Origin of the sequence: Paenibacillus vini (genome assembly GCF_018403325.1) — a bacterium.
In the GTDB taxonomy this organism is placed as follows: Bacteria; Bacillota; Bacilli; order Paenibacillales; family Paenibacillaceae; genus Fontibacillus; species Fontibacillus vini.
Genome location: NZ_BOSL01000003.1, coordinates 352,889 through 374,418 on the forward strand (window position 1 = coordinate 352,889; position 21,530 = coordinate 374,418).

The 21,530-nt window shown below is 51.7% G+C and carries 19 protein-coding genes and 1 riboswitch; of the genes, 12 read left to right on the top strand and 7 right to left on the bottom strand.

From position 1 onward, the window contains the following. Position 1: 1 nt before the first annotated feature. The gene (gene namA / locus KJS57_RS07380) at positions 2-1,012 is read right to left on the bottom strand and encodes an NADPH dehydrogenase NamA (protein WP_213654250.1); all 1,011 of its coding nucleotides are present in this window, start codon (positions 1,010-1,012) and stop codon (positions 2-4) included. Positions 1,013-1,206: 194 nt separating this feature from the next. Between namA and KJS57_RS07385 the strand changes: the two genes are divergently transcribed. The 7 genes from KJS57_RS07385 (at position 1,207) to KJS57_RS07415 (ending at position 6,339) form a co-directional block, all read left to right on the top strand. After that, positions 1,207-2,433 (top strand): cell wall-binding repeat-containing protein, encoded by a 1,227-nt coding sequence (locus tag KJS57_RS07385; protein ID WP_213654251.1) that lies wholly within the window; start codon positions 1,207-1,209, stop codon positions 2,431-2,433. An 82-nt stretch (positions 2,434-2,515) separates the two neighbouring features. Next, positions 2,516-2,764 (top strand): hypothetical protein, encoded by a 249-nt coding sequence (locus KJS57_RS07390; protein WP_213654252.1) that lies wholly within the window; start codon positions 2,516-2,518, stop codon positions 2,762-2,764. Positions 2,765-3,150: 386 nt separating this feature from the next. Then, complete coding sequence (locus KJS57_RS07395; protein ID WP_213654253.1) at positions 3,151-3,855, top strand: response regulator transcription factor; 705 nt, start codon at positions 3,151-3,153, stop codon at positions 3,853-3,855. Beyond that, the gene (locus tag KJS57_RS07400) at positions 3,852-5,270 is read left to right on the top strand and encodes a sensor histidine kinase (RefSeq protein WP_213654254.1); all 1,419 of its coding nucleotides are present in this window, start codon (positions 3,852-3,854) and stop codon (positions 5,268-5,270) included. The genes KJS57_RS07395 and KJS57_RS07400 overlap by 4 nt, the downstream gene beginning before the upstream one ends. Then, the gene (locus KJS57_RS07405) at positions 5,267-5,455 is read left to right on the top strand and encodes a hypothetical protein (protein WP_211024095.1); all 189 of its coding nucleotides are present in this window, start codon (positions 5,267-5,269) and stop codon (positions 5,453-5,455) included. The genes KJS57_RS07400 and KJS57_RS07405 overlap by 4 nt, the downstream gene beginning before the upstream one ends. 43 nt (positions 5,456-5,498) lie before the next feature. After that, positions 5,499-5,600, top strand: a riboswitch (guanidine-I (ykkC/yxkD leader). 84 nt (positions 5,601-5,684) lie between these two features. Continuing rightward, on the top strand, positions 5,685-6,023 hold the full coding sequence (locus KJS57_RS07410) for a DMT family transporter (protein WP_211024097.1): 339 nt from the start codon (positions 5,685-5,687) through the stop codon (positions 6,021-6,023). A gap of 1 nt (position 6,024) precedes the next feature. Next, positions 6,025-6,339, top strand: a complete 315-nt coding sequence (locus KJS57_RS07415; protein WP_211024099.1) for a DMT family transporter — start codon at positions 6,025-6,027, stop codon at positions 6,337-6,339. Positions 6,340-6,406: 67 nt separating this feature from the next. On the opposite strand, the gene KJS57_RS07420 is transcribed toward KJS57_RS07415, so the two are convergent. Both KJS57_RS07420 and KJS57_RS07425 read right to left on the bottom strand, forming a co-directional pair. Then, positions 6,407-6,598 carry a hypothetical protein gene (locus KJS57_RS07420; RefSeq protein ID WP_211024101.1) on the bottom strand — a complete coding sequence of 64 codons (192 nt, stop codon included), beginning with the start codon at positions 6,596-6,598 and terminating at the stop codon, positions 6,407-6,409. After that, a complete protein-coding gene (locus KJS57_RS07425; protein ID WP_211024103.1) occupies positions 6,595-7,749 on the bottom strand; it encodes a DUF4062 domain-containing protein in 1,155 nt (384 codons plus the stop codon). The genes KJS57_RS07420 and KJS57_RS07425 overlap by 4 nt, the downstream gene beginning before the upstream one ends. Before the next feature lie 186 nt (positions 7,750-7,935). Here KJS57_RS07425 and KJS57_RS07430 point away from each other — a divergent pair, with 186 nt between their 5' ends. After that, a complete protein-coding gene (locus KJS57_RS07430; RefSeq protein ID WP_211024105.1) occupies positions 7,936-8,532 on the top strand; it encodes a nitroreductase family protein in 597 nt (198 codons plus the stop codon). A gap of 64 nt (positions 8,533-8,596) precedes the next feature. On the opposite strand, the gene KJS57_RS07435 is transcribed toward KJS57_RS07430, so the two are convergent. The 4 genes from KJS57_RS07435 to fadR all read right to left on the bottom strand — a co-directional run bounded on the left by KJS57_RS07435 (position 8,597) and on the right by fadR (position 13,228). Continuing rightward, positions 8,597-10,414, bottom strand: coding sequence for an SgrR family transcriptional regulator (locus tag KJS57_RS07435; protein WP_213654255.1), 1,818 nt, complete (start codon positions 10,412-10,414; stop codon positions 8,597-8,599). A gap of 404 nt (positions 10,415-10,818) precedes the next feature. Continuing rightward, entirely contained in the window at positions 10,819-11,793 is a 975-nt protein-coding gene (locus tag KJS57_RS07440; RefSeq protein WP_213654256.1) for an electron transfer flavoprotein subunit alpha/FixB family protein, read from the bottom strand. Positions 11,794-11,835: 42 nt separating this feature from the next. Beyond that, positions 11,836-12,603: an electron transfer flavoprotein subunit beta/FixA family protein gene (locus KJS57_RS07445; RefSeq protein WP_213654257.1), complete on the bottom strand. Its 768-nt coding sequence runs from the start codon at positions 12,601-12,603 to the stop codon at positions 11,836-11,838. Between the two features lie 43 nt (positions 12,604-12,646). Next, entirely contained in the window at positions 12,647-13,228 is a 582-nt protein-coding gene (gene fadR / locus KJS57_RS07450; RefSeq protein ID WP_213654258.1) for a fatty acid metabolism transcriptional regulator FadR, read from the bottom strand. A gap of 182 nt (positions 13,229-13,410) precedes the next feature. On the opposite strand from fadR, the gene KJS57_RS07455 reads away from it, so the two are divergent. From KJS57_RS07455 to KJS57_RS07470, 4 genes are all read left to right on the top strand, one after another. After that, positions 13,411-15,555 carry a (Fe-S)-binding protein gene (locus tag KJS57_RS07455; RefSeq protein WP_213654259.1) on the top strand — a complete coding sequence of 715 codons (2,145 nt, stop codon included), beginning with the start codon at positions 13,411-13,413 and terminating at the stop codon, positions 15,553-15,555. Between the two features lie 38 nt (positions 15,556-15,593). Further along, positions 15,594-17,990, top strand: a complete 2,397-nt coding sequence (locus KJS57_RS07460) for a 3-hydroxyacyl-CoA dehydrogenase/enoyl-CoA hydratase family protein (RefSeq protein WP_213654260.1) — start codon at positions 15,594-15,596, stop codon at positions 17,988-17,990. A gap of 24 nt (positions 17,991-18,014) precedes the next feature. Next, positions 18,015-19,196 carry an acetyl-CoA C-acetyltransferase gene (locus KJS57_RS07465; protein ID WP_213654261.1) on the top strand — a complete coding sequence of 394 codons (1,182 nt, stop codon included), beginning with the start codon at positions 18,015-18,017 and terminating at the stop codon, positions 19,194-19,196. A 532-nt stretch (positions 19,197-19,728) separates the two neighbouring features. After that, positions 19,729-21,519: an acyl-CoA dehydrogenase FadE gene (locus tag KJS57_RS07470; RefSeq protein WP_373316810.1), complete on the top strand. Its 1,791-nt coding sequence runs from the start codon at positions 19,729-19,731 to the stop codon at positions 21,517-21,519. The last annotated feature ends 11 nt before the right edge of the window (positions 21,520-21,530 follow it).

The window sequence follows — 21,530 nt, forward strand, 5'->3', positions numbered from 1 at the left end:
ATCAGGCTCTCCCATATTGCTGAGGCCGGTCGATCTCGGCGCCAAGCTCTTTGGCGGCATTTAAAGCCCAATACGGATTGCGGAGCAATTCCCGTCCGAGGAATATCAAATCAGCGCGTTCATTGCTTAGAATCTCTTCGGCTTGAGCGGTATTGGTAATCAAACCGACGGCTCCGGTTGCGATGCCGGTCTGGCTGCGGATTTGATCGGATAAATCTACCTGGTAACCGGGAAAGACGTTGATTTTTGCAGGCACTACAGCGCCGGAGCTGCAGTCGATCAAATCTACGCCTTGGGTTTTCATTATACGTGCGTATTCAATATATTGGTCGAGCGTATTTCCGTTTTCGTCATATTCATTAGCGGAAACGCGGACGAAGATCGGACCGTCCCATACGGTCTTAACGGCCTCAATAATATCACCGAGCAGCCGATACCGATTATCCGCACTACCGCCAAACTGATCCTTTCTTTTATTAGCTAGCGGGGACAGAAATTGATTAATCAGGTAACCGTGGGCGCCGTGCAGCTCAATAATATCAAATCCGGCTTCCTTCGCCCGGCGGGCTGCATCCTTGAATGCGCCGACAACCTTCTGTATGTAATCACCATCAGCCTCGACAGGTGTCTGCATTCCCGGAAAAGGAATGGCCGACGGAGCATAAATCGGCTCGTCCAGCTCGGCTTTCCGGCCGGCATGGGCAAGCTGAATCGCCGCTTTGGCCCCGTTTTGGTGAATCAGGTCCGTAATTTCTTTTAAGCCGGTGACATGTTCATCGTTCCAGATGCCCAAATCGCGATAAGAAATCCGGCCTTCCGGCAGAACAGCCGTCGCTTCAACAACGATCAGACCCACGCCGCCAACGGCCCGGGTTGCATAATGGATCCGGTGCCAATCCGCGATTTTCCCGTCTTTGTTCGGAGAAGAGTACATGCACATTGGGGACATGACGATCCGGTTTTTTAAAGTGACATTTTTTATGGTGTACGGTGTGAATAGTTTGTTGTTCATGATTTCGCTCCTTTGTTTATCTAAGTCTATATTGGAGTAGATCTCAATCCCTCTGTGTCTATGTTAGATCAAAGAAATCGGTGATACAAGTCGACCCTGCGAAATCTCCATATCCGCTTCACAGTTTCTCCATACATTCGGGGTAAGTTTATAAGGCCGGAAATATGGAAATATGGAAAATGGAGGGATTTATTATGAACAATAAAAAATGGACGATCGGCCTATCCTTACTCTTACTCACCGGCGTTGTGATCGCCGGATGCCAGTCATCGGCCGGCAGCGGCGCGGAGGGGAGCAATAGCAATGCAGTGAAGGCCACGGCCGCAGAAGAAGGGGGTGGACAAGGGCAAGCCCCTTGGATCGCAACCAAAAATACTACCAGGGTCAATTCATCGGATCCGGCTGAAGCAGCGGTTTTGGTGTCGAGGTCGTTATGGCCCGCAACCGCCAAGAGCAATACTCCGGGAAGCGTGGTACTGGTGGATCCCGGAAACTGGGGAATCGCGGCTGCCAGTGCCGATCTGGTTCACCATCCCAACAACGGGCCGATATTGTTCGTGACAAAGGACGGGTTACCGAGGGTTACAGCTGATGAACTGAAGCGCCTCGCACCTACAGGGGCGGAAAGCAATCGCGGAGTTCAAGCCGTGCTTGTTGGTCCCGTCTCTGAAGCCGTAAAGGTTGAATTAAAGCAAATGAAGCTCAAATTTGATCATATTCAAGGGGACGAGCCTGCGGCCGTCGCGGAAGCCATTGACGCTTATTACGCAGAAGCCGCCGGCGAGCTTCCAAAATCCGTCGTTGTGGGCTCCTTGGATAATCCGGAATATACGCTTCCCGCAGTCAATTGGATTGCCCATATGCCGGAGCCGCTTCTCTATGTAACGAAAGACGCCATTCCGGCGGAAACGGAGAAAGCGTTGAAAAAAAGAAACGGCCAGGCTCATATTTATTTGATCGGACCCGAAGCGGCCGTTTCGAAGGATGTTGAGAGCAAATTAGAGAACTACGGAAAAGTAACGCGAATCGCTGGTGATGATGTCTATGAGAACGCGATCGCTTTTGCAAAATTCAAAGACCCGGAAACCGGCTTTGGCTGGGGAATTACGACACCGGGCCATAATTTGTCCTTCCTGAATAAGGGAAGACCGGAACTTGCAATAGCGGCAGCACCGTTCTCCCATCTCGGCAAGCATGCTCCGCTCATTTTTACGGATAAGAACAAGATGCCCGGCTCCGTGATGGACTATGTCATGTCCATTCAGCCCAAGTATGAGGATACTCCGGCGGAGGGTCCTTACAATCATGCTTGGCTGACAGGGAATGAAGAGGACCTGACATATGCGGCACAGGCCGAGATCGACGAGATGCTCGAAATCGTATCCGCTAAAGGCGAAGGCCACGGAAGCATGGGACATTAGTTTTGTTCACGGCGTTTTCACACGGTCCCCACAAAAACCACAAACTTATTAAGTAATATGGGGTCCAAGGAGGCGAAACACTGTGAACAAAAAATGGATTGCCGGCTTGGGAGCCATCCTGTTGACGCTAGGGATCGGAACTGCCGTTTATGCGGCGGACGGGACTCCTTCATTCGGGGACATGCTGCCGTTCATGCAAAAGATGCATCCACAGCTGTCCGAGGGAGAGCTCAATCAAATGTATCAAAACTGCCATCAGGGAAATGGAATGCAGCAAAGCGGGACTATGATGCAAAGCGGATACCGCTTTGACGATACCTCCAATTTGTGATCTGATGATGTTTCAACAAAAGAGCTCCGGGGTTGAGTGCCGGGGCTCTTTTGTTGAAACCGCAACTTCTAACGGACACCAGAGCCGTTATCTCCAGAAAATTCGCTGTTTTGAAAATCTAACGGACACAGGAGACCTTATTCGCTAAAAAAGGGACCCCAGCTGGGTAAAAACTCCTTATTAAGCGCTGTGGTGTCCGTTAGAATTCAAAACCGATCTATTTTGCCCAAATAACGGCCGCTGTGTCCGTTAGGATAGATATAAACCACCTGGCGATGCCGAGACGGAGGCCGTCCCATCCGCTCAACATGCTTCATTTTTTCTACATAATTATCAGATATAATATAAACATATTTCGAAATCGATAGTAGCAGGTGACATAGCTTATGAAGTTAAAGGTACTCATCGTGGATGATGAATGGAATATGCGGAATCTGCTCCGTATTTACTTGCTAAAAGAAGGCTTTGAGGCAAAGGAAGCCTCGAACGGACATGAAGCGCTGGCGTGGATCGACAGGGAGGAATTCGACATCGTCCTGCTCGATGTGATGATGCCCGATATGGACGGGTGGCAGGTTTGCCAAGGGATCCGGGCCCGCAGCCAGGTTCCCGTTCTTATGCTGACCGCCCGCTCGGAGACGAAGGATAAAGTGCGCGGCTTGGGACTTGGGGCGGATGATTATTTGACGAAGCCGTTTGAACCGGAGGAACTGATCGCCCGCATTTACTCCTTGATCCGCAGGTCTGTCGTAAATAAGCAGGCGGTCCAGCCTGAGTTCAGGCTGAGCTTTACCGATCTGCTGATCTTGCCGGAAGGCCGTCAGGTCTATGTCAAAGACCGGCCGGTAGATTTCACCCCGAAGGAATTCGATCTTCTGGTTGCTCTGGCTGAATCCGGGAAACGTGCATTTCCTAGAGAAGAGCTGGTGGAACGGGTGTGGGGGAACGATTATTTTGGTGACCCCCGGGTCGTGGATACCCATGTGAAGAATATAAGGGAAAAGACGAGTAAAGCCGGATTGGAATACAACCCCATCCAGACCATCTGGGGGATCGGCTACAAGTTTTTTGACGGTAACACAGGGCCATGATCAGCAATCGGATCGGAAAAAAGCTGGGCTTAATTATTGTGGGTGTGTTTCTGGTCGTTCTGGTGGCGCTTGGATTTGCTCTTGATGTGATGTTCTCCAACTTCTATCGTACCGAGATGACGACAAGGGTAGAAGAACTGTCCAAGCATATGGTAGCCATGGCTTCCTCTCCGAACACGACGACCCAGGAAATGATCAAGGACTTTGCTGAATTTTCTGAAGTCAGCGTTTTTTATGTAGATGGAAAAGAGAACATTGTACTTCATTCGGGACGGCATATTCCGGCTGACCGGTCATTTATTCAATCGGAAGATGTCTCCTCGATTCTTTCAGGAAGTAAGGTTCGGGAGGAATATACGGATGACCGTGGCCAGCGTTTTTTTATGATCGGGATGCCTGTCAGCCATGGAGACGGTCAAACGGAAGCCCTATATGTTCTGGCCTCTTCATCTCATATGGAATCTTCACTTCGCAATGTTCGCCAGTTGCTGGTTTTGGCGGGGCTTGGGGCGTTTTTGCTAGCGCTTGGAATCACTTGGTTGATTGCGCAGATCCTGTCGCGGCCTTTACTTCAAATGCAGCGTGCCACGCGAAAAATCGCGGCAGGGGAGCTGGAGACCCGGCTGGATATATCCAGTAGGGATGAGGTGGGTTCCCTTGCGGAATCCATCAATGATCTGGCGGCACATTTGCAGAGGTACCGGGATTCCCAGCAGGAGTTTTTTGCCAATATTTCACATGAGCTCCGCACTCCGATAACTTATCTCGAGGGGTATGCCAAAGTGCTGAAGAACCGGCTGTATGAGACCGATGAAGAGCGGGATCAATATCTCGGAATTATCGAGCAGGAGAGCCTTCGCCTGCAACGGCTGGTCAATGATTTGTTCGAACTGGCCAAAATGGAAGAAGGCCGATTTGAGTTGAATCCGGATCTACTGGAGTTCGAGGAAATTGTGGAACAGGCCGTCCACAAAATGGAGTGGAGGGCCAAACAGAAGGGGCTGGAGCTCAAGCTGGATTGCCATGGCCCGCTTCCTAGGCTGCGAGGGGATGGGCTGAGAATGGAACAGATCGTGATCAATCTGCTCGACAATGCGATAAGTTACACGGAAGAAGGCTCGATCATTGTCACCGTTGACACGAGAGAGAGCCGGTTGCTATTTGCTGTGGAGGATACGGGAGTGGGAATTCCCGAGAATGAATTGTCGTTGATATTCGAACGCTTCTACCGCGTGGAAAAATCCAGATCCCGAAAGTTTGGAGGAACCGGACTTGGTCTGTCCATCGTTAAAAAACTTGTGGAATTGCAAGGCGGGGAGATCTATGTGATAAGCACACCAGGAACGGGAAGCCGGTTTGAAGTCACATTTCCATTTCCTTCGCCGGTGGAAGAAACGGGAGGAACTCCGCGATGAAGAAATTCGAGTGGCTATTGCCTGTAGCCGTTATGCTGTTGGGCATCCTGTGCTTGTTCGTATCGGCTTCTTCGTTCCGGAGTGATTGGATGGCGGTGGGTGTTCGTTTCATTCGTTGTGTTATAATCGGCGGGGTTGCTATTTTCGTGTTATATATGCTTATTGGCCTGTTTAGGAAAAAGTAACCGCCCTCTTGACCGGGTTATCCAAATCGTGTAATATTAGTGTCACTTTGTTCTCTAGGGTTCCGCGGCGGTTCGCCGGTCTTGGTCCGAGAGGGAACACGCAGAGCATACTCTGCGGACACGGAGGGATAAAAGCCCGGGAGGATATCGAAGCCAGATATCTTCCCGGGCTTATTGTTTGTTAGCCGAGAGGGAAGATATACGGCGGAAACTGGAGGGGGAGAAGATCATGAAACGTTATTGGAATCTCATTTGGGTCGCGGGACTGCTGGAAATCGGCTGGGTTATCGGTTTAAAGCATTCGCACGATGTCTGGTCATGGGCAGGAACCGGCTTTGCCTTGATCATGAGCATGTATTTGCTTATCCTTGCAACTAAGAAATTGCCGGTCGGAACCGCCTATGCGGTATTTACCGGAATCGGAACGGCTGGCACCGTAATTGCCGAAATGGTGCTTTTCGGGGAACCGTTCCGGATCATGAAGCTGTTGCTGATTCTTTTGCTGTTGTCCGGAGTGATCGGATTGAAAATCGTTACCGTGGAGCCTCAAACGAAGGGGGTGCAGTAACATGGCATGGCTATTATTAGTTCTAGCCGGTTTGGGCGAAGTCGTCGGAGTTGCCGGAATCAACCGCTTAAACCGGTCGCGGGATTTTAAATCTTTTGCCTTACTGTTCGGAGGCTTTATATTGAGTCTGGTGCTGCTCTCGTTCGCTATGGAGTCGATCTCTATGGGGACCGCCTACGCCGTATGGACAGGAATGGGTACGGTCGGTAGCGCTTTGGTCGGCATGTTTATTTTTGGAGAGTCCAAAGATATTAAGCGGCTTATCTTCATCGCGATGGTTTTGTCCGCAGCCGTCGGCCTGAAATTGTTGGCCTAATTGCATTATCTCGCAGAAACAAAAAAACCGCTCTATTCGGTCAAAGAACCGGTAGAGCGGTTTGTGTTTATGCCCTTTTTGAGGCCTGGGCAAATCGGTCTTTAATTTGTTTGTTGTTGCGTTTCATGGCGGTGCGCTGTTCACGCAATATTTGCGAGGAATTTTTATTTAAGGGAGCAAACAACAGCGCTTCCTTGGGCTGAATTCCGACAGCTTTGCTTACCCGGCCGTTCTTGGATACGAATACTCCAGTACTCATGGCTGCATTCCTCCCAAAAAAAGTTTGATAATTTCGATGATCAGCGGATTTTTACTCATTATAGCATGGTTGACACTTTCTTTGTAGTGGATGAATTTCTTATAATTCCAGTCCGGATCGGCCGGATAATGCAGAGTAAGGACATAATTTCCCGTCCTGATGCAGTGGTAGAACATACTCTTCGCTTCTTTAAAAAACACTTGTTCTCCAGGATCGCCTAAATCGACGGTGAGCACCGCGTAAGAGCTCTTATCGTCCAGTGCAAACAGGGCGACGGAAGCCGCGCTTCCCGATTTAGACACCAGATTCAGGCCGTTTTCACGGAGCTCGTAAAGTGTGGCTGCACAGCAATCACTGTAATACCCAACGCATTCGGACATATAAGGCCCATAAGTTTGCTCGATCGACCCGCCGGATAAGCGGTGCATAATCAATTCAAGGAACTTATCGGCTTGTCGGAATCCGGAAATGCGCAGATTCGGTAACAAGCCGGTCATAAGCTCGAATGCTTCGTCAAACCGGTCAAGCCGGTCGGCATTCTGCTCAATGGAATCCTCCAAAGGCAGCAACAGGGAACCTCTCCGCAGCAGATCGCTGAAATACACCTTCCAATCTATCATTACCCCGAGTGACAAGTCGTCAATATACACTTTCCGCATTAGCATGTCATAAAGCAAGTACCAGACATAAGGATCGATATTTTGCGGAACCCGTTCGTCTCCTTGTAGCATTTCCATCATATGTGACGGGGTTGGAAATCGCTCTTCTTTGTTAATAAAACCGTCGATATATTGATCGAGAATAGGCTTGACCTGCCCGAAGAAAGCGGCTTTGACCTCGACGTCTCCAAATACGAGAATCGTTTTTTCCTGCTCATGCGCCTTGATGAATTCCATATGTGTTACAGTTCTCTTCGCTTTTGAATGATATGTACCGGCTTTGCCGCCAATAAACAGCAGATAGATGTCGCATTCCTCCACCGCTTCCAGACAGCGGACCACGGGGTCAACATGAGCGGGCCAGGGGCCCAAATTTTCTTCCCACATGACCGGTTCGTGCCCCAAGGCTTCAAGCTCCCGGAAAACGTTGCGGCGCAAAGGTTTTAGGCCGTCTTCATTTACGGAACTGATGAAAATTTTAGTTCTTGCCAAGAAAGTGACCTCCCCCAAAGGTGCTTGTTTCTCCCATTATAACCCAGACTTAACAAAAAAGATTGGGGGAAATCTAATTATTGCAATCTCATGCTTGCAAATCAAATTATGTTCATGTAATATACTATCCATAGTCACTTAAAAAACGTAAGTAAATAATTTAAAAGCAAGAAGGAGAGAAATTTAATGAGTCAATTTTTAAATGCAGTTAAAACAAGACGCAGCGTATATGGAATTAGCAAAGATATTCCGGTATCGGAATCCCGGATCCAAGAGATCGTGGAGGAAGCAGTTAATCATACGCCATCTTCCTTCAACTCGCAAAGTTCAAGAGTAGTTGTTCTGTTTGGTGAGCAGCACGACAAGTTTTGGGATTTGACCAAGGAAACATTGCGTAAAATCGTACCTGCTGACAGCTTTGCTCCGACGGAAGAGAAAATGGGCGCTTTCCGCAGCGGACGCGGCACCGTTTTGTTCTTTGAAGATCAAGCCGTTATTCAAGGATTGCAGGAGCAATTCGCGGCTTATGCCGACAACTTCCCTGTATGGTCCAATCAATCCAACGGCATGCTGCAATTTGTAGTATGGACGGCTCTGGCAAACGAAGGCGTAGGCGCATCGCTGCAGCACTATAACCCGTTGATCGACGAGCAAGTAGCTAAGGAATGGAACCTGCCTGAGAGCTGGAAACTGCTGGCTCAAATGCCGTTCGGCAGCATCGTGGCTGAGCCTGGCGAGAAACAGTTCGCACCGATCGAAAGCCGCGTAAAAGTTTTTAATTAAGCAGGATTATATACTTAGAAAAAAAGCGTTTGACAGTTCGGCTGTCAAACGCTTTTTTGCATTTTCAAGCTCTTCGGGCATCGAGTTCAGACTCGTTCCTTTTTGTGAGCCAGATATCCTTAAAATCCATCCAGCCCAGATTATTGATAACGAGCCCGCGGATGGAGGGGTGAACGTAGGTGTTGAGCTTCTGGTGCACGAGAAACAGCAGTTGGGCTTCGTCCTGCAGCCGGTATTCGATCTGCTGAAGCAAGGCGCTGCGTCTTCCTTTGGACGGGGTGGCGAAAATTTCATTAGTAATCCCGAAGATCCACTGTCTGAGCCCCGGATCGAGATGCTGATAAATCATGCTGTTCTCCTGCAGGAAGCTCTCCAATTCACAAACCTCATCATCGGCAAAAACGAGGCACATCAGCAAGGCATCCGCCTCCTGGGATGTTTCCGTTTTGGTGAGCGAGCTTTTTTCTTCGTAACGGATGATAACCGGTATACCAATGGAGGCGCATTGCTGGCGAATCCACTCCGCATCCTCGCATTCCGATTCCCCGGTAATCAGCACGAAGGGGGTGCCGTCGTAGCCCGATTGCTCAAGCAAACGCTTGGCGGCGGAGGCATCATGCCAATGGACGCCCAGTGCGGCTTCTTCCCTCGGTAAGAAACTCCTTGCGGGATATCCGGATTTTCCGGAATGTTGAATCAGGGCCGAGCGGTCGATGATCAGATTAACGGCTTGCCGGAAAGAGAGGGATTGCTGCGGGCCTTCCTTATTTCGGTTCCAGCTGATAAGACTGCAACCTTTGCTGAGCGTTTCGATTCGCTGCCAGTCTCCCTCAGCCTTCGCTGGAGTATGCGATTCATTCGCCACGAGATGCTCCCATTTTAATTTGGATGCGTTAGGGATGTTCTCCGGCATAAAAATAAGCTTAACCCCGTCCAAGTAAGGCCTTCCCATAAAATACCCCTCATTTACTACCAATTCTATGCGGTTGTTGCACCAATGTACGATTTTGAACGGCCCCGTGCCGCTGGGCAATCTCCAGTAGCTCCGTTCCTCTTTGGCGGATAAATCCGAAGGTACGATGGAGGCGCAGGAAGAGCACATTAAGCGGGGAAACAGCCAGTTGGGTTGCCGCAGGGTGACTTTTACGGTTCTGGTGTCAATTGCTTCTACGCTATTCATCATGTTGACCAGCCAGGAATTCATCGAGGTCCGCAATCGTTCCAAGGTAAAAACCACATCCTCTGCAGCTAGAACCTTGCCATGATGGAACTGAATCCCTTTGCGCAAATAAAAAGTCCATTCGGTGCCAGAATCGTTATGTTCCCAGTGATGGGCGATTCTCGGCATGATTTCCTCACGCTCAGAGTCGTATTCCACCAGCCGGTCGAACAATTGCCGTACCAGATGGGAATCAAACCCGAAAAAAAGCATCGACGGGTCCAGCGAGACGGGAGAGCGATAAACGGGGAGACGGAATACGTCCTTTCCCTGGGCATCCGCGGTGATTTTTTCCACGCCGAACTGGTCATTCAACCATTTAATAAACTGGTCCAAAATAGTCTTATCCTCTTCGAACTGATGCAGGAACTCGAAAGCCGACCGGTATTCCCCTTTTTGCGCCAGCCGCTTGGCAAACTCCAGCAGAAACAGATCCCGATTGACCATAAAACGAATCCGGGAACGGTTACCGCGGCCACGACCAGGTAGCCAGCAAATCAATTCCTCCTCCTGAAGCTTGCGGACGATCAGTTTCACGTTCCGTTCCGTACAATGAAAGAGTTCGGTTAAATCTTCAAGCGTCGCTTCATACTCATCCTGCTCTCCGGACACCGGCCCGGCAAAGTGGTTTAGCAGCGTAATGTAACGTTCTGCCGTAAGCATATTACACCTCCCCAAAGCAATCCGGTCATCCCCCGAAATGCAATGTCCAACTGTCATTTTTCCTTATGTCATCGGCCTTTGCACGTTAAAAGGGGAAACGCGTTTTACATAGTGTACACTTTTTCTTCCTGATTTCATAGCAGATAATGGTAACAAATATCATAGCGGAACAGCGATGGAGTAGGAAGGGAGAGGGGCAAGTTGAGTTACGAAGAATTTTACAGAAGAGAACTGGAATTGAAGACATTTCATAATCCGAAAGTCAGTATCGCCCAGGTCAGGAATGAATGCAGGGAACGAAGGATGACGTACCGCCTCGGGAAAAAAAAGAAAACCTGGATGACCAGGTTTCTGGGAATAATGCCGGGTATGAAAAATTCCCCATAGTGTATTTATTTAAGAAATCAGGCCAGCGCCTGTTTGAATTCCTGGGTTAAAAGAGGAACGACTTCGAACAGATCGCCGACGATGCCATAATCGGCAACTTTAAAGATTGGCGCCTCCGGGTCTTTGTTAATCGCGATAATAACGCGTGACTGGCTCATGCCGGCGAGGTGCTGAATAGCGCCGCTAATCCCGCAGGCGATATAAATTTCGGGCGTCACAACCTTTCCGGTTTGCCCGATTTGGAGGGCATAATCGCAGTAGCCAGCATCGCAGGCGCCGCGGGAAGCACCGACAGCTCCATGCAGCACCTCGGCCAGATCTTCGAGCGGCTTGAAGCCCTCGGCGCTTTTGACGCCGCGTCCGCCGGAGATGACGACCTTCGCCTCGGTCAAATCGATTTTGCCCGTCGCTTTACGGACCACATCCTTGATCACCGAGCGCAAGGAAGACGCAGGTGTATAATCGAAAGCGGCGATTTCAGCCGGAGAGGAAGCCGGTCCGGCGGGCGTAATGTTGTTGGGGCGCAGGGTAATAATGCCGGATCCTCCAATGAGCCGCTTCTTCTCGAAGGCTTTACCCGCATAGACCGGGCGAGTATAAATGATATCGCCGCCAGAATTTTCGATCGCCGTTACATCGGAGATCTGACCGGCCTGGAGGCGGGAAGCGACTTGCGGGGCGAGGTCGCGGCCAACGGTCGTATGACCGAACAGAACCAAGTCAGGGGTTATGGAGCTCAAGACTTGAGAGAGCGCGGAAATATAGGTTTCCGCCAAATAGGACTTTAAATCCGGGTGATCCACGACGAGAACCCGTCCTTGAAAACAACGGGCCAGCTCTTCCGCGGGTCCTTCAAGTTCATATCCGAGCAGAACGGCGGTCACTTGATCGCCGTCTTCTTTTGCCAATTCCGCGGCCTGAAGCGCTTCCAAAGAAACCTGGCGCAATTTCCCGTCACGCGTTTCCGCTACGACCATAAACGTTTTACTCATGAATATCCCTCCTCAATAAGTAGACGTTGACGCTTTCATCAGCTATAGAACCTTCGCTTCGGTCTTCAACAGTCGAACCAGCTCAGCAGCTTGTTCGGCCAATCCGCCTTGCAAAATGATCCCCGCTTTGCGCTCCGGCGGGTTGAAAAGCTCGATCCGTTCGGTCTTGGATACGATGGATTCCGCATCGATGCCAAGCTCGTTCAAGCCGAGCTGTTGAAACGGCTTTTTCTTGGCTTTCATGATGCCGGGCAGGGAGGGATACCGCGGCTCATTCAGGCCCTGTTGGGCAGTGAACAGCGCAGGAAGGGATATTTCAACGGTTTCGCTGTCACCTTCCGCGTCACGGACGGCGACGGCCTGCCCGCCGGATACATCCAGCTTCACGATCGCGGAAGCATGAGGAATGTCCAGCAGCTGGGCCAACCGGACAGCGACCTGTCCCGCGCCGTTATCGACGGAGAAGTAGCCGCCGAGAATAAGGTCATAGCTTTGGCTTCCGAAGTAGGAGGCGAGCAGGGCGGCGATACCGGACTCATCGGTCCGGATCGACGGGTCAGAGATCAGCACCGCCTCATCGGCGCCCATCGCCAGTGCGGTTCGCAGCGCCTCGGCGGTCCGATCCGGTCCTACGGATACGACGATCACGGTACCGCCATGCTGTTCTTTTAGCCGAAGAGCTTCTTCCACGGCATACTCGTCGTACGGATTAATAATGTACTTCACACCGTCATCAAGAATCTCACCGTTTTGAATAACGATTTTTTCCTCCGTATCAAAGGTCTGCTTCAGAATTACGTAAATGTTCATCAGGCACGTCTCCTCTCAAAATGATCATTATTGAGACAACCTTTTACCGTAAACCTCTCAGAAAAAAATCCACCGTTCCGTCAACCTGAGCGGACAAGGAATACTTCCGTCCCGAGATGAGCCAGGAAGTGACGACCTCGTCCATGGCCCCGAAGATGAGCTGGCGAGTCAGCTTCGTATCCAAATCAGCGCGGAACGACTGTTCTTCCATCCCCCTTTTTAAAATATGCTCGATCAACTGAATATAGGGCTTTACCGACAAGCCGATCGCCTTGCGCAGTTCCAGGGAGCTCTGGCGCAGCTCGATTTGAGTCACATAAGCCAGGGCCACATTTTGCTCGAGCTGGGTGAAGTGGATTTCACACACTTTGTGAAGCGCTTCGGCCGCCGTATTCGATTCCTGAATGTTGGCGTTGAAGAGGGCGACCAGTTTCCCCAATCGGTCCTCGAACAGGGAGATGAGGATATCTTCCTTCTTCTTGAAATATAAATAAATCGTACCGTCCGCGACTCCGGCCTCCTTGGCGATTTTGGATACCTGGGACCCGTGAAACCCGTTCTCCGCAATGACTTTTTCGGCGGCGTCCAAAATCATTTCAAATTTTTCCTGTTTCCTACTTGTCATGACGACACCTCAATGCTAAAATTTAAGTCAACTGAATGAATACTCATTCATTTTTCTTAATCTTAGGGGAACCCAAGCGCTTTGTCAATAGAAGCGCCATTTTTTAAAATCACGTTGTAAACGCTTACCTAGGCTTGGACTAAAGAAATTCTAACTAGTCTTGAAGAAGGGTGGGGGCAGGGATGGTGTGGCAGATCATCAATTTGGCATTGTTTTTGGCGGTGACGGGCTGGGGCATTTTTTTGTTCTGCAGGGTCGTCTATCATCGCTACCTTTATTTAAAACTTGGGCAGCCCTCGGATTTCGGGCAACGTCTTAAAGGGGGTTGGGGCGAATTTCTGGCTCAGGTGTTCGGGCAAAAGAAATTGTTGAAGGACCGCAAAAGCGGAATCATGCACTTCGTCATTTTTTACGGATTCATCATTTTGCAGTTCGGAGCGATCGATCTGATCGTAAAAGGATTGACGGAGGGAGGGCATCTGCCGCTCCCGGCCTATGACGTATTCGGATTGCTGCAGGAACTGACGGTTCTGCTGATTCTGATCGCTATGGGTTATGCGGCGTACCGTCGTTACGGCGAGAAGCTCCCTCGTTTGAAAAGAGGCTGGAAACCCAGTCTGGTCGTTTTCTTCATTTACTCGCTTATGTTCTCGGTGGTTTTGTCGCTGGGCTTCGAGCGTCTATGGCTCGATTTGGAACCTTCGGCATTGGCTCCGGCTTCCTCACTTATAGCAGCAGCGTTCTCCGGCCTTTCGGCCTTGGCGGCGAAAATTTTATTTTACGTGTTCTGGTGGCTGCATCTCCTGATTTTGCTCTCCTTTCTTGTTTATGTACCTCAGTCGAAGCATTTTCATCTTATTACGGCTCCTATCAATATCGGTTTGCGGCGCAGGGAGCCGGTCGGCCGATTGAAATCCCTCGATCTGGAGGATGAAGAAGCGGAAAGCTTCGGCGCCGGGAAAATCGAAGATTTCACACAGAAACAGATGCTGGATTTCTATGCCTGCGTAGAATGCGGTCGCTGTACGAATGTTTGTCCGGCCTCGAACACCGGTAAAGCGCTGTCTCCGATGCATCTGATCACCAAGCTGCGGGATCATTTGACCGAAAAAGGCACCGCTATCACGGGAAAATCGCCTTGGGCACCGGAGTTTGCGTTCGCGCCGGGAGGGCTGTCCACGCATGGAATGACGGGGGAAATGACTCCCGGAGTGAATTGGAATGATTCCGTGGGAATTACCGATATCCGGCCGACACTGGATTGGCAAAAGGAAACCTGGCAAAAGCGGGAGCAAGGTGCAGATCCCGTGAGTCTGGAGCTGATCGGCGACGTCATGACGGAGGAGGAGATCTGGTCCTGCACGACCTGCCGCAATTGCGAAGACCAGTGCCCTGTCGGCAATGAACATGTGGACAAAATTATCGATCTGCGCCGTCATCTCGTCTTGATGCAGGGCAGCGTGCCGCAGGAAGGCCAGCGGGCGCTTACCAACATCGAGCGGCAGGGTAATCCTTGGGGTATCAGCCGCAACGACCGCGCCAAATGGACGGGGGAAGTGGAAGGGATCACCGTGCCGACCGTCAAGGAGAATCCGGAGTTTGAGTATTTGTTCTTCGTCGGTTCGATGGGCTCTTATGATCTGCGCAGCCGCAAAGTCTCGCGGGCGTTTGCCCGCCTGCTCAAAGAGTCCGGCGTAAGCTTCGCGATTCTCGGAAACGAGGAGAAAAACTCGGGGGACACCCCGCGCCGTATGGGCAATGAGCTGCTGTTCCAGCAGTTTTGCCTGGAGAATATTGAGATTTTCCGGAAATATGGGGTCCGGAAAATCGTTACCGCTTGCCCGCATACTTTTAATACGTTCAAAAATGAGTACCCGGAGTTTGGTTTGGAAGGCGTGGAGGTATGGCATCATTCGCAGCTGCTGGACCGGTTGATCACGGAAGGCAGACTGACGCCCAAGCATGAAGTGAAGGAGCGGATCACTTATCATGATTCCTGTTATTTGGGTCGCTACAACGATGTTTATGACCAGCCCCGGAATGTGCTCAAAGCGATCCCGGGCGTGGAACTCGTCGAGATGGAACGTGCCCGGGAGAATGCGATGTGCTGCGGAGCCGGGGGCGGGATGATGTGGATGGAGGAGACGGGCGGCAAGCGCGTCAACCTGGCCCGCACGGAGCAAGCGCTGGAGGTAAAGCCGACGGTGATTAGCAGCGCCTGCCCTTATTGTCTGACCATGCTGGAGGACGGCACCAAGATGAAGGAGGTCGAAGATCAGGTCCAGGCCCGGGATATCGCCGAGTTGTTGGAGATGTCGGTGTTCTAGCTATATGAGATGAACAAGTGAAATGGAGGGTTCGGAATATGAATAAACCAATTCGCAAAGCGGCCGTTATCGGCTCCGGAATCATGGGCTCGGGAATCGCCGCCGTACTTGCCAACGCAGGCATTCCCTGCTTGCTGCTGGATAGGGTCCCGACCGAGTTGACCGAGGCGGAAGCCGCTAAGGGGTATACACTGGAGCACCCGAGTGTGCGCAACCGGCTGGCGGTTTCGGCGATCAAAGGAATGGCGAAAAGTAAGCCGGCTCCGCTCTATGATAACGATTTTGCCGAGCGTATTACCCCGGGCAATCTGGAGGATCATTTGTCGCAGATTAAGGAAGTCGATTGGGTCATTGAGGTGGTCGTTGAGAATTTGGGGGTGAAAAAAGAACTCTTGGCCAAAGTGGAGCAGTATTGGTCGCCAGGAATGATCGTCAGTACGAATACCTCCGGGATTTCCGTTAATGCGATGGCGGAAGAAAGGTCTCCGGAGTTCCGGAAGCATTTCCTAGGCACTCACTTCTTCAACCCTCCCCGGTACATGAAACTGCTTGAGATCATCCCCGGTGAAACGACGGATGCCGGGCTGGTAGCGGACTTAAGCGGGTTTTGCGAGCGTACGCTGGGAAAAACGGTCGTACTGGCCAAAGATACGCCGAATTTCATCGCCAACCGGATCGGTACTTACGGCTTGCTCGTTACCCTTAGCGAGATGATACGAAAAGGTTACACGGTAGAGGAAGTGGACGCAGTCACCGGACCCGCAATGGGACGGCCCAAGAGCGCAACGTTCCGCACTCTGGATTTGGTCGGGCTCGATACCTTCCTTCATGTGGCGGACAATGTGTTTTCGAACGTTTCGAATGAATCGGAGAAATCCGTGTTTGAGGCGCCTGAGGTGCTGAAGCAGATGGTGGCGCAGGGCAGATTGGGCGAAAAATCCGGCCAGGGCTTTTACAAGAAGGTCAAGGGGCCGGAAGGCAGCCAAATCCTGGCTCTTGATTTGCAAAGTATGGAGTACCGGCCGCAGGGGAAGGCGGCTTCAGGGTCGCTGGAGGCCGCCAAGCTGGCGAAAGGCGCCAAGGCCAAAACTGCTGCGCTGTTGGCCGGAGGCGACCGGTATTCGGATTTAGCATGGAGCATTTTGAAGCAAGTGCTCATCTATGCCGCCGAAAAACGGGGTGAAATCGCCGATACCGTGCGGGAAATCGACGAAGCGATGAAATGGGGATTCAACTGGGAACTCGGTCCGTTTGAAACCTGGGATGCGATCGGGCTGGTCAAGTCCGTATCCAGGATGGAAGCCGAGGGGATGACGGTTCCGGCTTGGGTGAAAGACTGGATCGCGGAGGGAAACACCTCTTTTTATAAGAAAGAAGACGGTAAGCTGTTCCATGTATCGGATGGGCGTTATAAACAGGTGGAACAGCCGCCGGAAGTCATCTCGCTTCGGGACCTGAAAGCGCAAAACCGGGTGGTGAAGGGAAACAGCGGAGCAAGCCTGATCGATCTCGGCGACGGCGTGGCCTGTTTGGAATTCCATTCACCGAACAATGCGATCGGCGGGGATATTTTGGCGATGATCTCGCAGAGTGTAGAGGAGGTTCGCAGTAATTTTAACGGGTTGGTCATCGCCAATCAAGGCAAAAACTTCTGTGTCGGGGCCAATCTGATGCTGCTGCTGATGGAAGCGCAGGATGAGGAATGGGATGAAGTGGATGATATTATCCGCCTGTTCCAGAACACGATGTACCGCCTGAAACGCTTTGAGAAACCGGTAGTAGCCGCACCGCATCGAATGACGTTAGGCGGAGGTGTGGAGGCTTGTATGCCCGCCGATCAGGTAATCGCAGCAGCGGAAACCTATTATGGATTGGTGGAGGTCGGCGTCGGCCTCATTCCCGCCGGGGGCGGCTGCAAGGAGCTTGCCCTGCGGGCCAGTCAACAGGCCGGGCTGCCTGAAGCGGATCTGCAGCCATACATTAACCGGATCTTCGAAACGGTCGGAACGGCGAAAGTATCGACTAGCGGACATGATGCGAAGAAGTTGGGCTACTTACGACCGTCGGACCGGGTCGTGCTGAATCCCGACCATACGATTTATGAAGCGAAACAGGCGGTTCTTCGCATGGCGTCATCGGGATACGAACCGATTGCCGAAACGAAGCTGCGTGTAGTCGGTACGGAAGGCAAAGCGGTTTTGCGGTTGGGAGCGCTGGGCATGAGGGAGAGCGGATATATCAGTGACCATGATCTGCTGATCGCCAACAAGCTGGCCCATGTGCTGGCGGGAGGAGATGTTCCGCCCGGCTCTTGGGTAACGGAGCAGCACATGCTGGACTTGGAGCGGGAAGCATTCCTGAGCTTATGCGGCGAGCCGAAAACAAGACAACGGATGCAGCACATGCTCACCAAAGGCAAACCGCTGCGGAATTAGAAAAAGGAAAGGGAGGGTGAGTTTATGAAAGAAGCAGTGATTGTGTCTATGGCACGAACGGCGGTGGGCAAGGCCAAGCGGGGCAGTTTGGCACAGACCCGTGCCGACGATCTCGGGAAAGCGGTGTTGGAAGCCGTCGTTGAACGGGCGCCGGGGCTGAATAAAGAGGATGTGGATGATATCATCATCGGCTGCGCGATGCCTGAAGGTGAGCAGGGGCTTAATTTTGCCCGTATCATGTCGCTGTATGCCGGATTTCCGGTGACGGTTCCCGCAATTACGATCAACCGGTTTTGCTCCTCCGGTCTGCAATCGATCGCCTCTGCTGCGGAGCGGATCATGCTCGGTCATGCGGAAATAATGATCGCTGGAGGCGTCGAAAGCATGAGCCATGTGCCGATGACCGGGTTCAAGGTATCGCCGAATCCGAGAATTGTGGATGAGATGCCGGAAGTGTATATGGCCATGGGACATACGGCCGAACGGGTGGCGGAGAAGTTTGGCATCTCCCGTGAAGATCAGGATGAATTCGCATTCCGCTCGCATATGAAAGCGGCGAAGGCGATTGCCGAGGGGAGGTTTAAAGAAGAGATCGTTCCGATTCAGGCGGAGCTCTCCCAAATTGGGGACAGCGGAAAACTGGTACGGAACACAGTCGTTTTCGATACCGATGAGGGGGTTAGGACGGATACAACGCCGGAAGCTTTGGCGAAGCTGAAGCCCGGCTTTAAAGCCGGCGGCACGGTAACAGCGGGAAATACGTCGCAGATGAGCGACGGTGCGGCCGCGGTTGCCCTCATGAGCCGAGAGCGCGCCAACCAGCTCGGCTTGAAGCCGCTCGCGACGTTTCGCTCCTTCGCTTTGGCCGGCGTAGAGCCGGAATTGATGGGCGTCGGCCCAGTGAAGGCGATTCCGAAGGCGCTTGAGATGGCGGGCATCAGCCTGGACGACGTCTCGCTTTTCGAAATAAACGAGGCCTTCGCGTCGCAGTGCCTGCACATCATCCGCGAGCTCGGCATCGACGAAGACAAAGTCAATGTCAACGGCGGAGCGATTGCCCTTGGCCATCCGCTCGGCTGCACCGGAACCAAACTCACCGCCACGCTGATCAACGAGCTTCGCCGCCGTGGAGGCGGATACGGCGTGGTGTCCATGTGCATCGGGGGAGGAATGGGCGCGGCTGGCGTGTTCGAGGTTCATGCTTAGGGATGAAGCACAGTGCTGTTCGTTAGCAGGGAAAAGGCCTGAAAGCAAGCTAAAGTTCTGCACTAAGGAAGAACACGGAGTATACGATGCACTCAATGCACTCATAAAGCACTCGCGACGCACCTATGATGGCCCAGGGATTAGCCCCGATGCGTCCACTATGCACCCTAACGAACTCAGCGAACCTTATTTGGCAAAAAAACGGCAATTTGAGATTCTAACGAACCTCAGTAACCTTATTTCGAGAAAAGTGGTACTTATTGAGCATAAATTTACTCAATAGCGCCGCTGGAGTTCGTTAGATCTGGAAAAAGGTCATTTTTCTCTGAATAAGCATTGTACGGTTCGTTAGCAGATAAAGCTGGCAGAGAAAAGCTCGAAAGTAAGCATAGATGGAACGCTCCATTTGTAAGCTTCCAATCTTTGCTCCAAATGAATGCCAAATGAATACTCCAAATGTTTGATCATAATTGTGCTCATATTTATGCCTCAGATTATTGCTCCAAATTCAAACCAAAGGAGAGGATCGCAAGTGAGTCATGAGACGATAAGCAAAAGCAAAGTACTGGGCGGCAGCTTTGTCATTGAGGATGTGGACTACCGGGGGATCGTGACGCCGGAGGATTTTACCGAAGAGCAGCGGATGATCGCGGAAACGACGGAGCAGTTTGTGGAAGGCGAGGTCGCTTCCCGCGATGAAGAGGTCGAAAAGCTGGATTACAAGCTGACGGTGGAGCTCTTGAACAAAGCCGGTGAGCTGGGTTTGCTTGGAGCTGATGTTCCCGAAGCATACGGGGGCATGGGGCTGGATAAAGTGAGCACGACGCTGATTAATGAAAAGCTGACGAAGGCTTCCTCCTTTGCGCTCTCCTTTGGCGCACATGTCGGCATCGGGACACTGCCGATCGTTTATTTCGGCACCGAAGCCCAGAAACAAAAATATTTGCCGCTGCTGGCCACCGGCGAGAAAATCGCCGCCTACTGCCTGACGGAACCGTCCTCCGGGTCGGATGCGCTCGGTGCCAAAACGACGGCGAAGCTGTCGGAAGACGGTTCGCATTATGTGCTGAACGGCACGAAGCAATTTATCACAAATGCGGGGTTTGCTGATATTTTTATCGTGTATGCCAAGGTCGACGGCAAGGATTTCAGCACATTCATCGTGGAGCGGGAAATGGACGGCGTCAGTATCGGACCGGAAGAGAAGAAAATGGGCATCAAGGGCTCGTCCACCTGTCCGTTGATCCTTGAGGATGTTAAGGTGCCGGTAGAGAATCTGCTGTGGGAAGTAGGCAAAGGTCATTTGATCGCGTTCAACATTCTGAACATCGGGCGTTTCAAACTGGCTGCCGGGTGTGTTGGCGCGGCGAAGGATGCCATCGAGCTCAGTTCCGCATATGCTAATGAACGGAGTCAATTCGGCCGTAAAATCTCATCCTTTCCGCTCATCGGTAAAAAGCTGGCAGAGATGAATATCCGCACCTTTGTACTGGAGAGCATGGTCTACCGGACTGCCGGGCTGTTTGATATTAGTCTGGCCGAGGTGGATCATGGCAGCGCGGATGTCGGCTACCAGTCCGCCAAAGCGATTGCGGAATACCAGTTGGAATGCTCCATCAACAAGGTATTCGGGTCCGAGGCGCTGGATTTCGTGGCGGATGAAGGTGTCCAGATTCACGGCGGTTACGGCTTCATTCAAGAGTACCCGATTGAACGGATTTACCGCGACTCGCGGATTAACCGGATTTTTGAAGGAACGAATGAAATCAACCGGCTGCTCATTCCGGGAACACTGGTCAAACGGGCGATGAAGGGCGAGCTGCCTCTGATGCAAAAAGCGATGAAGCTTCAGGCGGAATTGATGGAGCCTATGCCGACGCAGGAGTTCGAAGGGACGTTAGAGCCGGAGACACATCTCCTTGCCATGGCGAAAAAGATCTTCCTGATGACCGGAGCTCAAGCGGTGCAAAAATACCAGTTGAAGCTGGAGCAGGAGCAGGAAATTTTGAGCCATTTGGCGGATATCATGATTTCGATTTTTGCGATGGAAAGCGCTCTCTCCCGAACTAAAAAATGTATCGACCGTTCCGGAGAAGACAAGGCCGGGCTCGCAATCGCTATGACGGTAGCGTTTGTCCAGGAGCAGTTTGGCTGGATCGAAGCCTGGGCAAAAGAGGTGCTCGCGGCCATGGAGTCCGGTGATGTGCTCCGCACGCAGCTATCCGTGCTTAAAAAGTTGACGAAACGCTCCGCCGTAAATACGCTTGAACTGAAACGCCAAATTGCATCCAAAGTTATTGAGGCGGAGAAGTACGTGGTGTAATGAAGCTGATC

Coding starts and splice junctions, on each gene's coding strand:
- namA (WP_213654250.1), bottom strand. CDS start 1,012: ATGAACAACAAACTATTCACACCGTACACCATAAAAAATGTCACTTTA.
- KJS57_RS07385 (WP_213654251.1), top strand. CDS start 1,207: ATGAACAATAAAAAATGGACGATCGGCCTATCCTTACTCTTACTCACC.
- KJS57_RS07395 (WP_213654253.1), top strand. CDS start 3,151: ATGAAGTTAAAGGTACTCATCGTGGATGATGAATGGAATATGCGGAAT.
- KJS57_RS07400 (WP_213654254.1), top strand. CDS start 3,852: ATGATCAGCAATCGGATCGGAAAAAAGCTGGGCTTAATTATTGTGGGT.
- KJS57_RS07405 (WP_211024095.1), top strand. CDS start 5,267: ATGAAGAAATTCGAGTGGCTATTGCCTGTAGCCGTTATGCTGTTGGGC.
- KJS57_RS07410 (WP_211024097.1), top strand. CDS start 5,685: ATGAAACGTTATTGGAATCTCATTTGGGTCGCGGGACTGCTGGAAATC.
- KJS57_RS07415 (WP_211024099.1), top strand. CDS start 6,025: ATGGCATGGCTATTATTAGTTCTAGCCGGTTTGGGCGAAGTCGTCGGA.
- KJS57_RS07420 (WP_211024101.1), bottom strand. CDS start 6,598: ATGAGTACTGGAGTATTCGTATCCAAGAACGGCCGGGTAAGCAAAGCT.
- KJS57_RS07430 (WP_211024105.1), top strand. CDS start 7,936: ATGAGTCAATTTTTAAATGCAGTTAAAACAAGACGCAGCGTATATGGA.
- KJS57_RS07435 (WP_213654255.1), bottom strand. CDS start 10,414: ATGCTTACGGCAGAACGTTACATTACGCTGCTAAACCACTTTGCCGGG.
- KJS57_RS07440 (WP_213654256.1), bottom strand. CDS start 11,793: ATGAGTAAAACGTTTATGGTCGTAGCGGAAACGCGTGACGGGAAATTG.
- KJS57_RS07445 (WP_213654257.1), bottom strand. CDS start 12,603: ATGAACATTTACGTAATTCTGAAGCAGACCTTTGATACGGAGGAAAAA.
- fadR (WP_213654258.1), bottom strand. CDS start 13,228: ATGACAAGTAGGAAACAGGAAAAATTTGAAATGATTTTGGACGCCGCC.
- KJS57_RS07455 (WP_213654259.1), top strand. CDS start 13,411: ATGGTGTGGCAGATCATCAATTTGGCATTGTTTTTGGCGGTGACGGGC.
- KJS57_RS07460 (WP_213654260.1), top strand. CDS start 15,594: ATGAATAAACCAATTCGCAAAGCGGCCGTTATCGGCTCCGGAATCATG.
- KJS57_RS07465 (WP_213654261.1), top strand. CDS start 18,015: ATGAAAGAAGCAGTGATTGTGTCTATGGCACGAACGGCGGTGGGCAAG.